The following is a 13,920-nucleotide window of genomic DNA, read 5'->3' on the forward strand; positions in this document are numbered from 1 at the left end:
ATATGCTTATAAAATATAATATCATTCAAAATGACTATAGTCAATTTGATCAATGTAAAAAATAATTTACTGAAATTGTCCGATCAGGTTGGAGTGTTGACGCTTGGTGTACATGCTTTTACAAGCATAGGATAGATAAACTATAAAAAAGAAGGAGGGGGTTATTTGGAAAGAAATAAAGCGTCACAAGAGCATCAGAGGGTTTCGCTGCTTGCTCTATATTCTATGCCAATTTCAGCGATGCTCTTAACAATCGCAATGTATATCATCAAGGCAACGACGAATTTACACATTGAACTGAATTCAGTATGGAGTACATTCATATTGGTTGCGGTTGTCACAATGTTAAATCCATTAACTTTTTTGATTGAAATCCCTATATCTATTTTGACTGAAAGGATATTGAGTGTTCCTACTTTTGTATTTCGATTTGTAAGTAAAACGATGGAGTTGTTATTATTGGTTTGGTTGATTCACAAGATTGATGGGGCGATCCAAGCAGTTGAATTGTCAACGTATGGACAAATTACCTTTGCTTTTATCCTTCACTTGGTCACCACTTGGATGACACAGGCTAAATCTCAAGTTAGGGACCAAAAGTAAAACAAGAGCCAGGGTTTAAAACTTTGGCTCTTGTTTGTATGGTTGTAAGTTAAGAGACTATGCGAAAATTATCATTATCAAGGATAAATTGAACAGAAGTAACATTGTTCCTAATGTTCAAATTAGGATAACCAACTGCCTTTATGATTTTGGGTTCACCCATTTCCCTATATTTTTCAGCCATACCCCACATGATGAGATCGAGCTTGCCAGATTTGAGTTTTATATGTTGCTTTTCCGTGCCCATATAAAAAGCTTTGTCTACTTTGAACTTATCAATGGCGAGCACTGGTTTTGGAAAAGCTTCACCAAATGGTTCCAGTTCTTTGAGATCCTCAACAATATCCGTCGTTAATTCGTGAGGTTCGAAAATGTGTTCAATGCGGTAAATCTTGTGAAAATGGTCTTCAGTTAGTACCCCGTCAGCAAGTTTATTCATCTCTTCCTCAAACTCTGAAAGATGTTCTTCTTTTAGAGTTAAGCCACTCGCTTTAGCATGACCCCCATAACCTAAAAGGAGATGTTTGATTTTGTCCATTTCTTCTTTTAAATGAAAGCCATCTATCCCGCGACCTGACCCCTTTATGAGACCATGTTCTTTAGTAAGTACAAAGAACGGACGATTATAGTGTTCTTTTAAACGCCCCGCAATTAATCCTACAATCCCTTCGTGAAAGTCAGGATGATAAACCACGTTGATCAAACGGAGACCTTTTCCACCTGGCTCTCTAAGACCAGTTTCTTCATCAAGCTCTCCTTCAACCATGGAGATGGCCTGTTCAGTTTGTTCAACTGTCATTTTCTTTCGCGTCTCATTGACGTGTTTAAGATAAAGAACGGTTTGTTCAATTTTTTCTTCATCGTCTTCGAAAAACATTTCAATGGCTCTCCTTGGATCTCCATCTAAACGGCCTATGGCATTGATCATGGGACCGTACACCATCCCGATTGTGTAATGGGCGTTTATTACTTTCACGCCCGTAACAGACCGAAATATCCGAAAAACCGCTCGGTCTTCACTTTGAATTTTAGATATTCCGAGTGATACGAGAATGCGGTTTTCATCAACTAAGGGTACAACATCAGCAACAGTTGAAAGGGCAACGATATCAAGTGTTTCATACACTGTGCTTAGATCTAAATCCATCGTCCAATAGAGGAGAAGCATAAGTTTGAAGGCAACACCAGCTCCGCACAAACCTTTAAAAGGATATTCACAATCATGACGTTTGGGGTCCACCACAGCATCTGCGTTTGGAATAGACTCCCCTGGATCATGATGATCGGTGACAACAACTTTAAGACCTAAAGATTTAGCATAATCTATGCCGGCAAAAGCAGATATCCCATTATCGACGGTTACAATGAGTTTCGTCTCAGGATACATGGCTAACATGTCATCTACCCCAGTAGGACAAAGACCATATCCATGAATAAATCGGTTGTTTGTAAAAAAGGAAACTTTTGCTCCTGCTTTTTGAAGTAACTCCGTCATAACAGTGGTACTTCCCACACCGTCGCAATCATAATCTCCGTAGACGATAATAAACTCGCCATTATGAATAGCCTCCATGATAATCTCTACAGCGAGTAAAGCATCTTTCATAGTCCTTGGATCATGTAAGTCTTTGATACCGCCATACATAAAATGTTTAATCTCATCTGGTGTCTTAAAACCTCTACTCACAAGGATTTTAAGGGTTAAATCACTAATTCCATAGAGATCGGGATGATGTCTGAATGGAGTGATGTCTACATCTTTTTTCACCAACAACTTGACCATAGTATACCTCCAATAAAAATTGACTATAGTTAACAGTATAATTGATAAATTATTATATGTGAATTATAATTTACAAGAAACCCAAGGAACATTAATAGAACGAAGTTTTTAACCACGTAGTTTTTATAATGATCAGAAAAGTCGTTTGACGTTTATTGACAAGTAGTACCGTTGAGTTATGATATGGGTATGATTACGATAAACGGAACGAAAATAAGAGAGCTTCGAAAATCAAAAGAAATGTCGATTAAAGCACTTGCTGATGAATTAGGTAAATCTTCATCTACGATTGGGATGTATGAACGTGGAGAGCGTAGCCCCAATTTTGAAACATTATTTCGTTTAGCTCATTTTTTTTCTGTAGATGTGGACTATTTTTTTAATGAAATGGATGTAATGAGTGAAAATTATGAATTATTGAGCGATGAATATGCCCATTACAAGAAACAAGTTTTGGAAAGGTCAAAAGGGATTTGCGAACTATGTGGCAATAACGCACCGTTTCATGTGGACGGACAGCCTTATTTAGAATTTTTTGTCCTGGAAACAAAGCAAGAGCACTTGTCTCCCACAGAGAAAATGGTTGCCGTTTGTCCAAATTGTTTGAAAAAACTACAGATTTTAAAATTACCAGGAGAGATTATTTTTCTGAAAAACAAAGCGAGAAATAACTAAAATTTTTAAGGCAATAGAGAATTTCAAATGAGGAAGAGATGGGTTTAACAACTCTATTTTCAAATTATTGCAAATAGAATATTCCATACGTAAAAAAGTCGTTCCAAAAAAGGAGCGACTTTTTTTATTTTGGACAATTAACCTATGCTAAAAGCGCATGTCTATCAATCTGGGGTTTACTTATGAATTTTTTTCTTACGATTTAAATAGAGACGCAATATTACCTGCACACATACAAACAATCACAAACATCATAAGAAAAGTAACGATGATTTCACCAATTCCACCTGTTTTCATGCTGGTTAAACGGAAGTGTCTGTTGCTTAAAGGATAGAATAGGGGAATTCCACTTTTAGTTAAAGCATCTAAGAAGATATGGCTCAATGAACCCGTCGTGATTCCAGCGAGTAGAGTTAGCGCAAACCATTGTGCGGTTCCATGTAGCAGATAATTAATGCTGAGCGCACAGATTGTTGTTAAGGTAACCGTAATGAAGGGAGCATGAGTGGCTCCTCGGTGCCCCATTGTAGCGTTGGCTAAGTGGGACAGCAGTGGAAGTCTTCTACCAAGATAGCTCCCTCGATGATCAATGTCGGGAAGAAGAGATCCAAATACAGATCCTGAGATAAACAATGCTGAGATCATGAGGGTTGAGAATTCTCCTGATTTCATAAAAGGTAAATGCTGAAGGATGTATTGATTGGCTGCAATACCAAAAGTTAAGCCGCCAACAACGTGCGCAGGGTATTTCATAGTCAACCTCCTTTTGTTTAAGTGTTCATACACTATATGCAATAGAGGTTGGGATTAATTGATGATCAAGGTTATCAAACGCAGTTAAGCCTGATACATATCGTTTTTTCGAAAAAGGGAAGTTAATCTGAAAAATAAAGAGGTGATCATTCAATGTTTTTTATAGGTTTAACATTATGTTTTATAGCATGGATAGCAGGGATCACATGCATGATACAAGGTAATTTGATGTGGGGAAGTGTTATTTTCAGCATAGGTGTACTACTGCTGATCATCATGATTTTGTATTACAAGAAAAAAGAAGTGAGGAAAGAGAACCTTTCGGCTAAGGGGACGCCTGCACCTGTGTGGTTTGATTGTTATCCAGTACCCGATTGTGATGACGCTCCAGATTGTGATGCAGCGCCCGATTGTGATGGTGCTCCAGATTGTACACCATGAGAATTATGCGTTGGATTCCTTGTCATCGTCGGCCTGATCGTTCGCTTCATATTCATGGTAAACCAATGATGTTATGTGCAAGGTGCACTTCAGTTTTGCTGGGGTATGCCATTTCACCCATTATGGTAGGATTTCATGTAAAAACATCGTATTTTTGGATTGTTATATTGCTGTTGCCGTTGTTAATCGATGGTTACACTCAGTTGTGGAAGTGGCGAAAGAGTAACAATGTTCTCCGATTATTAACAGGATTCAGTTTTGGTATTGGACAGGCATTACTCATATCGAATATCGTGTGGTTTTTAGTAGAGATTCTGAACTGAAAGAGGGTGAGTTAGGCGGATGCTCAAAAAGGTGTTGACAAACTTGCATGTTTTATTTGCTTGGCTTATAGGGGATGAGTTTGCGCATACGGGCGTACTATTTCATGCGATAATATTAACGTTTCTATTAAAACATTCAATCATTGATAAGTTAATGGTTGGAAATATAGCAATTGAAGAAGCTTTGAAGCGAGGAGGGGGTATATTCGGATATTGGGTCCTTCTATTTCTCATATTGGTTTGTTTGTATTATCTTTTCGAGTATTTGCTTTCTAAATTAGAGAAGGTAGAAGAAAAGTAGATAGATATATTGGAAGAAATAAAAAAGAGGCTTTGCTTTTTAGCAAGCCTCCCTTTTTTATGAAAGTACAATTTAGAACAACATGGTCTTTATATAGTACGCTATAATGATTCCCATGCCGATCATAAGTAAATCAGCCACTACCTCAATGAGTATATTCTGAACAAACGTTTTTTCTTTACACTTAATCATGAATTGTTTCATTGAAGTCACCACCTTTTGTACATATCCAACGAATAGGGTGTCATTTTTCGTCCGATCTTTTTATAGATTTTGCTGTAATTACAACTAAACTCTGTTTTTAGTTCATTCTTAAATAAGGTTGAATCGTCTTCTTTGTTTTTCTCGTCCTTGGTTTGAATCTTCTGATCAACATAAGATTTGAGCATCTTTTCATATTCCGCTTTGCTGTACTTTTCTTTTGTTGTTTTGTTAAAATACTCGAATTTATCTTCTTGGATTCTTCTTCTCTTTTCGGCACTATCAATGAGCTGCATATGAAAAAGGTCAATATACACTGGAGAATCTCCAGCCAATTTTACCGGAGTGAACCAATAATTCTCAGTAAGTTTGAAAATGTTTTCAATGGGCTCACCAAGTACAAAGCTTACTTTTAGAGCGAAATCAATTCCTGGTCTCATCTTGTTGCGGATGACAGAGGTTATATATTGTCTTGATGTACCTGTTAGTTTTGCCAGTTCAGAAATAAGCAACCCTTTTTCATTTAGCAGTTGTGGAATGAACACTTCTACCACATCTGTATCATTCTCTATGATATACAAATCGTTTTCTTTCAATTCGGATAAGTTTTTTATGGGCTGCTTGCCTGTTTTCTTCAGTACATCGAAGAAATCTTCCATTTCATGTGCCTCCATATATTCGAATTGGCCTATGGAATACCATAAAAGGAATGCCATATGAACAATAAGATATTTAAATGTAATATGTAAAGTATATCAAAAAACTAACGTATTGTATTTTTATTGTCAAGTATTCTTTACAAAAATAAATCAGGAAAAGTTAGTCACATGCTTTATTTTGGTACGAGTAGAGCTATATTATTCGTAGTAATTTTTTTATTGTAAAATGTTTTAAATTTTAAGAGGCGTTCGTAATCAGATGAGTGTCTCCGACTTTTCAAAACCCATATCACTTCATCATTTACATAAATTACGGTGTAGAGTCAGGATGATATAGAAAATTAGAGAATAAAGAATAATTTAAAAAAGCTGATATTTAGATCCATCTTCAAAGATAGTTTATAGAACTTAGATAGCTTAATCGCAAATGGAGCTCAAACCATCAGGTCTAAGTCAAAAGAAATATGAAAGCATTACACAGGGTAATCAAATCGCATGCCAAGAAAATGGTCTTTAGAAACTTCCTGTCGGCTTATTCAAATGTTTCTTCGAACAATGCGCCCATATTATCCTCTATTTATACACCCTCTCCATAAACGTCGCTTAGTTTGAATGGAGAAGGGATGCGTGAATCTTCTTGTACAAATTTTAAAATCCAACTACATCATGAAAGAGGAAGTAAAGTATAAAACCAATAGCAAAAAAAGTGCATCGGCGTATGATTTTATACTTTGCGAATGTACGTCTCATGGAAGAACGTACGGGGAGCGATGTTGCTTTCATTCGATGAAAACCTCCTTAAATAAGCTCTACTTAAATATATCATTTTGAAGATTAAACGTCAATTATAATTTACAAAAAATGAAACAATATAAGAATGAAAGGTCGTGTTAGACCTTGCGTTTTCTAAGCAAGCAAAAGCGGAATAAAGGAGTCCAGAAATTCCTATTATGTTAGGTGAAGAGTAGGAAGAAAAAAGTAGAGAAAGGGGGCGAGAGATATGAAGAAATATGTATTCAAAGGAGTGATGTTTTCACTATTTGTGGGTTTGTTGCTCGTATTCAATTCAACTGAGGTATATGCAGCAGACAAAGAAACCTTGATCAATGCATGGAATGCCTTTATTCTTGAATACCGTATTATTATGGCTTGGATCGCTGGAATGGGAGCTTTAACAAGCGTTTTAATTTTTATCTTTCATATGGTTCAATTAGGGAACCTATCATCTCACCCAATTAAGCGTAGAGAAGCAATGATGAACTTAATGATCTCAATGATATGTACGGCTCTCTTAGGTGGTTTGGGAGTGATTACGGCGCTATTTTATCAAATCATGTTAGTGTAAAAGAAAGACTGAACGGATCATCGTTCAGTCTTCTTGGTATGCAATGGAATGGAGGAGTAATCTCCTCGTATTTTCATCTATGATTTTACCTTGCCAATACAGATTAGCGTGTTGTAATACTTCTTCTAAGTGTAAAATCTCCGAATTATCTTTAGCCAATAAGTTAGCAACTTCTAAAAGTTTTACGTAATTGATATTTAAATGAGGCGCGAGTTTTTCGAGTGTTTTGGAAGAGGGGTTTCGGTCTTGTGTCTCAATACGTGATATAAAAGATGCTGAAACTCCACTCTTTTTTGCAAGCTCTTGTATAGATAACCGCTGTTCTAATCGTAGTAGATGAATGTATTGATGAATATTTGTAAGTTCATCTATCATATATTTAAGGCTTGAAGGTTCCCGCTTTAATTTCTTGCAAAGAATCTTTTTCCTCTACATATTTTAAGAAAGCTCCTGTCTCATACAACTCTCGTCCAATACGTTCATCCGTCGATAGGCGGAAATTTCTAATTTCCGTTGTTTCAGTAATTAATTTACCTGTTTCGAGAGCTGTTAGGTCGGTATCTGCAAACATAAACAATACAGGTTCGGATTCTGAATCATAGTAATACTTTTTCCATGCATTTGTGTTCAATAGGCTTTCCAGTTTTACGGCTTTTTCTCTTATGAAAATAGGAAAATCATATTCTCGAACGATTTCACCGATAAAGTATTTGGTGATGCCATTGGACTGCATGCACATTTCAAATGATGGTATCACGTTTTTCTTCCCAACCCTCAATTCGGGTTCAGGTTTAAAGTATACTATTTTAGACCCGCAGGTTTGCATGATACGAATATAAAATTCAGATACAACTAAATTTTTGCTAATGATCTCAGAAGTTTTCATGTTGACGGTACTATACCAATCAGTGGTGTCTTCGTTAGAATAATGAGATAACAAATATCGACCACCCAAATCCAAACAATAGATTTCAAAGGCATCAGCAGCAATTCGCTCTTCTTCAAATTCGGACAACATGAATTTGTTTAGTACGCGGTAATTCACCAATTTATCTAATCGATTTTTAATGTTAACCTTAGATGATTCTTCTCCAAGATAATTATGAATTTGTTCAGCAGTCGCGAATTTAAAACGAAAAAGAAATTTTGCGATTTTAAGGTCACGATCGGTAATGACATTGTTATCTTTCATTTTAATAATTTCATTTTTGCCGATATTCAATGTAAACTTATTCTGAAATGTTTGTTTTAAATCAGCGGGAACAATCACCAGTTCCCCATCCCTTTGTTTTAGGTACATCAAACAACGCTCCTTTCATATGTGCGTATTTTTTAAGAAGGGCAGGAATATTATTTCCTGCCCTTCCAAATGCTTTTATTTACAGGATTCTTACGATTTTACCGCGAACGCGATTTTCGTCTGCCCGTACTTGCGTAATACGGAACGAAACTTTCATTCCTTCTTCAATCTCACCCGTTAGCGGCAGAGGAGCTAACGCATCGAAGCCTGGGGCAATGCAAACATATACACAAGACGGTTGTACGTTTCGTACAATACCGAATACAACTTGATCCCGCTCAAACATGGAAAATTCCATGATCGTTGGATTTCTGAATTTTTCTACAGCTTCGAAAATGAGTCGTCCGTTGCTTGAAATCTTTTTCAATTTTACATTTACGCTATCTCCGACTTTTAGTTTTTCTGCGATGGTTGTATAGTCGTCAGCAAAATCAACGTTTTTCAGCAAACCTGTTACGCCTTCAATTTCGACATAGGCAGCATATTTCAGGATGTTAACAATTTTAGCATTAAAGACTTCGCCTTCTGTTAAGCGTTCAGTGATAATGTTTTTCATAATCTCTTGAGCATCTTTGCGAGAGCAAATGACTACGCCGTTGTCTCGGTCGATTTCTTTCACGATAAAGCTCACCTCGCGACCAATAAATCCAACCAGTGATTTCCAATTCACCTCCAAATCCACGTCCTCTCGAACAATCATTCCTTTTGTTCCATCAAGGTCAAGAATAAGGACATCGGTGTTTAGTTCATGATCGAATTGAACCACCTTTACCAGACCTTTTAAAACTGTATTTTCTTTCATCGCCTTTTCATATTGAGCAAAATTTTTCATGTGAAATTCCTCCTTAAAATTTTTATTTTCTTTTAAATAAGCTTGCGATTTTAGCTAAAAACCCTTTTCCGTTGGATGATGAAATCGAGTTGTCATCAGTCATGTTGTCGATAATAGGCTCGACCAGTTCTTCAACGGTTTCATGCTGATCATGTTCCAGTTGAGACAAAACTTTACCTCGTGGTGGACGAATTTGCATGTAAGTGTTGATTTCTTCTTTTGGTTGAGATGGGGAGGATGGTGGTGTCGGAGTAGGAGTTGCTTCAACTTCATTGTTCTCCGTTTGATGAACATCATTTTCGTAATTTGTATTGCTTGTTATCGTTTCATCAACAACCTCGTTTCTTAAAATATTGGTTTCTATTTTAGATGACTCTTCTTGAATAGCCACATCATCGAAAGTCAAGTCTGGGGTAAGTGCAAATTGTTCTCGTTCATTTACATTGAAATCATCTGGAAATTCAAAATTATCTAAGTCATTTTTAATGACCAGGACTTCCTCTTGCGGCTGATCTGTTTTTTCGGGTAATACAAAAACCATTTTTTCGAAAAAATCTTCTTCCTCAACATCGGCAATTAGATTGATTTCAGTATCTTTCATATCAGCAAGTAAATGATCAATTTTGGATAATAAAAATGCAGGTTGAAAAGGTTTTTTTAAGTATTGCTTGGCGCCGGCTTGAAGCATTTCGGCTTTGATGTCCTCACTATTGCATCCTGTGACGGCGATAATTTGTGCCTGAGGATCTTGGCTTACGATTTGCCGGGTTGCTTCAATCCCTGACATATCAGGCATGTTAATATCCATCGTTACGAAGTCAGGTTTTAAATCAAAATACTTGGCAATTCCTTCTTGCGCATTCTTGGCTTCGTCAACGACTTCGTATCCAGCCTCTTTCAATGTTTTCTTAATCAGGCTACGCATATAGTAAGCATCATCTACAATAAGAACTCTTTTACTCATAAGAATCTCCCTCCTTTCTCCCTTTGTTATGCTCTAACTGTTTTCACTTTTTGACTATTGTCAATAATTCTTTTATGTAGGATTCCTCACGAATATTCAAAAGCTATGTCGTATACCTCACAATAAAAAGTGTAAATTATAATTGACCAAAAATATAAGCTTTGATAGGATAGTTTTATCGTTCTATCAAAATCAAAAAAGGCATTTTAAAGAACTTAAATTTTAAAATATATTATGTAGCAATTCAAAGGAGGTAATATTTTTGCTTGGCAGAATGTATCGACCAACGAAAATAACAAAGTTATCTAAAAAAAGAGGATATGAATTTCAAATTAAATATAAGTCAAATTTTCTCGGAATGTATGAATTTAAGGTCGAGATATATTTAGACTATGATGTATCTACGGGAAAGGAACAGATCGTTGTTGACGTACAGGATGTTACGATTCCGTTAGTGATTAGCAAAGATCTGTACGAGTTGATTTCTGAAGATGAAGCGCAAAGTAAGGTTGACCAAAGGAAAGTTTCGTCTTTTCGTGTAATGAGACGACCTACCAATAACCAATTGCGTTCGACAAGTGATCAGTTGAGAATGCAAATGACCGTTCATTCTGAGAAATATCCTGAGGAAGGTGAAACATTTAGCATCGAATTGAAGCCTGTTGTTATAGAAAATCGTGAATATATGTGGTTGAGAACGGATGCAATAACGCAAGTTTCCATTACGACGAATACAACATTGAAGCTCAGAGAGCAATAAGGGGTAGATTTTATGGTAGAAGGGAAAGAGACTATACATGCTAAATTTGAGATAAAAAAGATTCGAAAACACTATGAGGATACAGGTTATACCATCGCCGAAGCTAAATTCACAGAGTATTCAGCTTCGAATGCACCTACTTCGGAGCTTATAGTTGTAGGGAACTTTGTTTCTATATTTGAGGGAGATGAATTTGAGGCAGAGGGCAGATGGGTTAATCATAATGTCTTTGGATATCAATTCAAAGTTGAACTTCCAAAACGAATTGTTCCTCAAACCCAAAAAGGGATTGAGATGTTTATCCGAAAATATGTTAAGGGAATTGGCAAGAAAACTGCTCAGAAGATCGTCGATTATTTTGGTGAAGAAGCATTAAAACGAATTGAAGAGGATCATCGAAGTTTACTGCAAGTGGGCGGAATCAGCGAGGTTCGAGCAAAGGCAATACAGGATAAATTATTCAGACATAAGCGTTTTGAGGATGTAGGTACTTTTGTATTAAGTAATGGGGGAAATCATAAAGTTGCTTTACGGATCTATGAGGAATTTGGCGAAGCCTCCATTATGAAAATCCAAGAGAATCCTTATATTTTGTGTGCAATAGACAAGGTTGGTTTTATCGTTGCAGACAAGTTCTCTCGAAATTTATCGGGTTCGCACCGTAACCAAGAACGAATTAAAGAATCGATCATTTACTTTCTAAATTGGTGTTCAAAATCAAGGGGTGACTTGTATGTTTCAGGAGATGAGATACGAACCCGTTTGTCTGATTTTTTATTAAAAGTAGGTGCATATGAAGGCGAGAAATATCGTTTGGAAGAGAATGACATTGAACATGCTCTTCTTGAACTCAAATCGCAAGATCGAATTGTCATAGAAACCAATGAAAAAAGTGTTCAATGTGTATATCTCAATAATAATCACTTTGTAGAAAGTAAGATTGTTTCACTTTTGAAAAATTTGGTGGAAAAATCGAAGCCGCCATTATGTACAGCATTGGATATTGACCGATTTATTAAACACTATGAAGCAACCTATGATTTTAAGTTTGCGGAAAAACAAAAATCAGCAATTCATATGGCATTGCTCAATGGAATCAGTATATTAACGGGTGGCCCAGGTACGGGTAAGACCCAAACCATTAACTCGATTATCCAATGTTTGAAATATGTAAAACCAGGAGCTGTAATACACTTGTTTGCCCCTACAGGCAAGGCTTCCAAGCGCATGTCTGAATTAACAGGGATGGAAGCCATGACGATACATAGGGGAATTGGCTTAGGGCATGATGAAGAGTCAGATCGAGAAATTATTGTCGAAGGTGATTTACTTGTTATCGATGAAATTTCGATGATGGATGCATATGTATGTTATCGATTGTTATCTTCGATCCACGAGAATACGAGAGTGTTATTTGTTGGAGACTACGAACAATTACCTTCAGTTGGTCCTGGTTTAATATTACGCGATTTAATTAACTCGGGAAAAATTCCGACGACTCGTTTAACTGAAATTTTTAGACAAGCGCAGAATAGCCAAATTGTTATGAATTCACATCGTATTATAAACGGGGAAATAGACTCCATTACATTCGATGAGAGTAAAGGAGATTTCTTCTTTATTGAACGTTCCAATAGAATTCAAGCGCAACAAACTATTATTCAGTGTGTAAAACGCTTTGTGACTAATCATCATTACAAACTGGATGATATTCAGATTCTAACTCCTATGAGAAAAGGCGATTTAGGGGTTTGGAGTCTTAATTGTTTGATGCAAAAAACGTTTAATCCTCCCTCACACGATAAAGTTGAAATCAAGCTTGACGAACTGAATTTTCTACGTGAAGGCGATCGTGTCATTCATACGGTGAATAACAAAGATTTAGAAGTATTCAACGGTGAAGTCGGTAGAATCGTTAAGATTTGGGAAGATGCTGATGATGGTCTACAAGTGGAGATTGAATATGATGAAAAAAGCGTGGTCTATGACAAGTTATCCATTGAAGAAGTTGAACTTGCCTACGTAACAACGATTCACAAAAGTCAGGGTAGTGAATATCCGGTTGTCATTATGCCAATTCATTCTTCACAGGAAAATATGCTTACCAAGAATCTGATTTATACAGGATGGACCAGAGCAAAACAAAAGGTTGTTAACATTGGTATGAAGTCTTCACTTAAAGTAGCAGCTCTTAATGCTGATAATGATCGTAATTCACAAATTGAGGAAAAAGTACGAAAAGAAATTAATCTTGTTGCTTAGCTGTCGTTTCGATGGCTATTTTTTTTGCCAAAATTCACATAGAATGAAAAGATGAATATTAAAAAGGCAGGGGTTTGTTATGCAAACAAAAAAAGAAAAGGAAGATCGTGAAAATCTGAAACAAACAAGAAATTGGACTTGGATGGAGTTATTTGATCACAGATTTTTTGCAGAAGTTTGGAAAAAGGATCGTCGTGTTGTTCGAACGGCAGTCATGTTGGTCATTATATTTCATTTCTTCTCCATTGGAATTGTGCCAAGTGAAAGCATGGCTCCGACATTAGAACCCGACGATTTAGTGTTATATGTTAACACCAAACATGTAACGCGAGGAGATATCGTTTTCTTCACATATCCCCTTGATGAGAAGTTGAAATATGTAAAGAGGATTATTGGTTTGCCCGGAGATGAGGTTGAAGTAAAGAACGAAGCTGTTTATGTGAACGGTGACCCATTAGAAGAGGATTATCTATTGGAACAACCGTTGTACACGTTTGACAAAGCTACCGTTCCAGAGGGTTATTACTTTGTATTAGGAGATAATCGAAACAACTCGGAAGACTCGACGCATTGGGGTTTTCTAAAAGCGGAGAACGTCAACGGGAAGGCTATTGGAGTGTTACTTCCTTTTTCAAAATTTAAACTTTTTAAGTAGAAGACTGAATCAATGTTGCAAATCTAACATTGTGGATGTCTTCTTTTTGTTTTTAAGCAGGTA

General features: G+C 36.5%; 16 protein-coding genes. 8 read left to right on the top strand and 8 right to left on the bottom strand.

From position 1 onward, the window contains the following. Nucleotides 1–165: 165 nt before the first annotated feature. A complete protein-coding gene (locus JOD82_RS08545) occupies nucleotides 166–603 on the top strand; it encodes a hypothetical protein (protein ID WP_245248938.1) in 438 nt (145 codons plus the stop codon). A gap of 49 nt (nucleotides 604–652) precedes the next feature. Here JOD82_RS08545 and recJ read toward each other — a convergent pair whose 3' ends face one another. Then, the gene (recJ, locus tag JOD82_RS08550) at nucleotides 653–2,386 is read right to left on the bottom strand and encodes a single-stranded-DNA-specific exonuclease RecJ (RefSeq protein WP_245248939.1); all 1,734 of its coding nucleotides are present in this window, start codon (nucleotides 2,384–2,386) and stop codon (nucleotides 653–655) included. A gap of 183 nt (nucleotides 2,387–2,569) precedes the next feature. Here recJ and JOD82_RS08555 point away from each other — a divergent pair, with 183 nt between their 5' ends. Beyond that, on the top strand, nucleotides 2,570–3,061 hold the full coding sequence (locus JOD82_RS08555; RefSeq protein WP_245248940.1) for a helix-turn-helix domain-containing protein: 492 nt from the start codon (nucleotides 2,570–2,572) through the stop codon (nucleotides 3,059–3,061). Between the two features lie 195 nt (nucleotides 3,062–3,256). Here JOD82_RS08555 and JOD82_RS08560 read toward each other — a convergent pair whose 3' ends face one another. Next, nucleotides 3,257–3,814, bottom strand: a complete 558-nt coding sequence (locus tag JOD82_RS08560; protein WP_209948246.1) for a metal-dependent hydrolase — start codon at nucleotides 3,812–3,814, stop codon at nucleotides 3,257–3,259. Nucleotides 3,815–4,024: 210 nt separating this feature from the next. Between JOD82_RS08560 and JOD82_RS08565 the strand changes: the two genes are divergently transcribed. Then, entirely contained in the window at nucleotides 4,025–4,255 is a 231-nt protein-coding gene (locus tag JOD82_RS08565; RefSeq protein ID WP_209948248.1) for a hypothetical protein, read from the top strand. Next, nucleotides 4,252–4,578, top strand: a complete 327-nt coding sequence (locus JOD82_RS08570; protein WP_209948250.1) for a DUF2085 domain-containing protein — start codon at nucleotides 4,252–4,254, stop codon at nucleotides 4,576–4,578. Before JOD82_RS08565 ends, JOD82_RS08570 begins: the two co-directional genes overlap by 4 nt. A 373-nt stretch (nucleotides 4,579–4,951) precedes the next feature. Here JOD82_RS08570 and JOD82_RS29470 read toward each other — a convergent pair whose 3' ends face one another. Both JOD82_RS29470 and JOD82_RS08575 read right to left on the bottom strand, forming a co-directional pair. Continuing rightward, on the bottom strand, nucleotides 4,952–5,083 hold the full coding sequence (locus tag JOD82_RS29470) for a hypothetical protein (protein ID WP_013385931.1): 132 nt from the start codon (nucleotides 5,081–5,083) through the stop codon (nucleotides 4,952–4,954). A gap of 5 nt (nucleotides 5,084–5,088) precedes the next feature. After that, on the bottom strand, nucleotides 5,089–5,739 hold the full coding sequence (locus JOD82_RS08575) for a helix-turn-helix transcriptional regulator (protein ID WP_209948252.1): 651 nt from the start codon (nucleotides 5,737–5,739) through the stop codon (nucleotides 5,089–5,091). A 1,000-nt stretch (nucleotides 5,740–6,739) separates the two neighbouring features. Here JOD82_RS08575 and JOD82_RS08580 point away from each other — a divergent pair. Continuing rightward, nucleotides 6,740–7,084, top strand: coding sequence for a hypothetical protein (locus JOD82_RS08580; RefSeq protein WP_209948254.1), 345 nt, complete (start codon nucleotides 6,740–6,742; stop codon nucleotides 7,082–7,084). A 24-nt stretch (nucleotides 7,085–7,108) separates the two neighbouring features. Here JOD82_RS08580 and JOD82_RS29745 read toward each other — a convergent pair whose 3' ends face one another. The 4 genes from JOD82_RS29745 to JOD82_RS08600 all read right to left on the bottom strand — a co-directional run bounded on the left by JOD82_RS29745 (nucleotide 7,109) and on the right by JOD82_RS08600 (nucleotide 10,180). Next, nucleotides 7,109–7,459 (bottom strand): helix-turn-helix domain-containing protein, encoded by a 351-nt coding sequence (locus tag JOD82_RS29745; protein ID WP_209948256.1) that lies wholly within the window; start codon nucleotides 7,457–7,459, stop codon nucleotides 7,109–7,111. Between the two features lie 4 nt (nucleotides 7,460–7,463). Further along, complete coding sequence (locus JOD82_RS08590) at nucleotides 7,464–8,384, bottom strand: hypothetical protein (protein WP_209948258.1); 921 nt, start codon at nucleotides 8,382–8,384, stop codon at nucleotides 7,464–7,466. Between the two features lie 79 nt (nucleotides 8,385–8,463). Beyond that, the gene (locus JOD82_RS08595; protein ID WP_209948260.1) at nucleotides 8,464–9,216 is read right to left on the bottom strand and encodes a S1 RNA-binding domain-containing protein; all 753 of its coding nucleotides are present in this window, start codon (nucleotides 9,214–9,216) and stop codon (nucleotides 8,464–8,466) included. 22 nt (nucleotides 9,217–9,238) lie between these two features. Then, nucleotides 9,239–10,180 (bottom strand): response regulator, encoded by a 942-nt coding sequence (locus JOD82_RS08600; RefSeq protein WP_209948262.1) that lies wholly within the window; start codon nucleotides 10,178–10,180, stop codon nucleotides 9,239–9,241. Between the two features lie 262 nt (nucleotides 10,181–10,442). Here JOD82_RS08600 and JOD82_RS08605 point away from each other — a divergent pair, with 262 nt between their 5' ends. The 3 genes from JOD82_RS08605 to lepB all read left to right on the top strand — a co-directional run bounded on the left by JOD82_RS08605 (nucleotide 10,443) and on the right by lepB (nucleotide 13,857). Then, nucleotides 10,443–10,940 (top strand): hypothetical protein, encoded by a 498-nt coding sequence (locus JOD82_RS08605; RefSeq protein ID WP_209948264.1) that lies wholly within the window; start codon nucleotides 10,443–10,445, stop codon nucleotides 10,938–10,940. A 12-nt stretch (nucleotides 10,941–10,952) separates the two neighbouring features. After that, on the top strand, nucleotides 10,953–13,202 hold the full coding sequence (gene recD2, locus JOD82_RS08610) for an SF1B family DNA helicase RecD2 (protein WP_209948265.1): 2,250 nt from the start codon (nucleotides 10,953–10,955) through the stop codon (nucleotides 13,200–13,202). A 79-nt stretch (nucleotides 13,203–13,281) separates the two neighbouring features. Continuing rightward, nucleotides 13,282–13,857, top strand: a complete 576-nt coding sequence (gene lepB / locus JOD82_RS08615) for a signal peptidase I (RefSeq protein ID WP_209948267.1) — start codon at nucleotides 13,282–13,284, stop codon at nucleotides 13,855–13,857. Nucleotides 13,858–13,920 lie beyond the last annotated feature (63 nt).

Origin of the sequence: Paenibacillus sp. 1182 (assembly GCF_017833915.1) — a bacterium.
In the GTDB taxonomy this organism is placed as follows: domain Bacteria; phylum Bacillota; class Bacilli; order Paenibacillales; family Paenibacillaceae; genus Paenibacillus; species Paenibacillus polymyxa_D.

Bases quoted from the DNA above. Each gene is read 5' to 3' on its own strand.
- recD2 (WP_209948265.1), top strand. From the start codon at position 10,953: ATGGTAGAAGGGAAAGAGACTATACATGCTAAATTTGAGATAAAAAAG.
- JOD82_RS08575 (WP_209948252.1), bottom strand. From the start codon at position 5,739: ATGGAAGATTTCTTCGATGTACTGAAGAAAACAGGCAAGCAGCCCATA.
- JOD82_RS08595 (WP_209948260.1), bottom strand. From the start codon at position 9,216: ATGAAAAATTTTGCTCAATATGAAAAGGCGATGAAAGAAAATACAGTT.
- lepB (WP_209948267.1), top strand. From the start codon at position 13,282: ATGCAAACAAAAAAAGAAAAGGAAGATCGTGAAAATCTGAAACAAACA.
- JOD82_RS29745 (WP_209948256.1), bottom strand. From the start codon at position 7,459: ATGATAGATGAACTTACAAATATTCATCAATACATTCATCTACTACGA.
- recJ (WP_245248939.1), bottom strand. From the start codon at position 2,386: ATGGTCAAGTTGTTGGTGAAAAAAGATGTAGACATCACTCCATTCAGA.
- JOD82_RS08570 (WP_209948250.1), top strand. From the start codon at position 4,252: ATGAGAATTATGCGTTGGATTCCTTGTCATCGTCGGCCTGATCGTTCG.
- JOD82_RS08590 (WP_209948258.1), bottom strand. From the start codon at position 8,384: ATGTACCTAAAACAAAGGGATGGGGAACTGGTGATTGTTCCCGCTGAT.
- JOD82_RS08600 (WP_209948262.1), bottom strand. From the start codon at position 10,180: ATGAGTAAAAGAGTTCTTATTGTAGATGATGCTTACTATATGCGTAGC.
- JOD82_RS08560 (WP_209948246.1), bottom strand. From the start codon at position 3,814: ATGAAATACCCTGCGCACGTTGTTGGCGGCTTAACTTTTGGTATTGCA.
- JOD82_RS08555 (WP_245248940.1), top strand. From the start codon at position 2,570: ATGGGTATGATTACGATAAACGGAACGAAAATAAGAGAGCTTCGAAAA.
- JOD82_RS08565 (WP_209948248.1), top strand. From the start codon at position 4,025: ATGATACAAGGTAATTTGATGTGGGGAAGTGTTATTTTCAGCATAGGT.
- JOD82_RS29470 (WP_013385931.1), bottom strand. From the start codon at position 5,083: ATGAAACAATTCATGATTAAGTGTAAAGAAAAAACGTTTGTTCAGAAT.
- JOD82_RS08580 (WP_209948254.1), top strand. From the start codon at position 6,740: ATGAAGAAATATGTATTCAAAGGAGTGATGTTTTCACTATTTGTGGGT.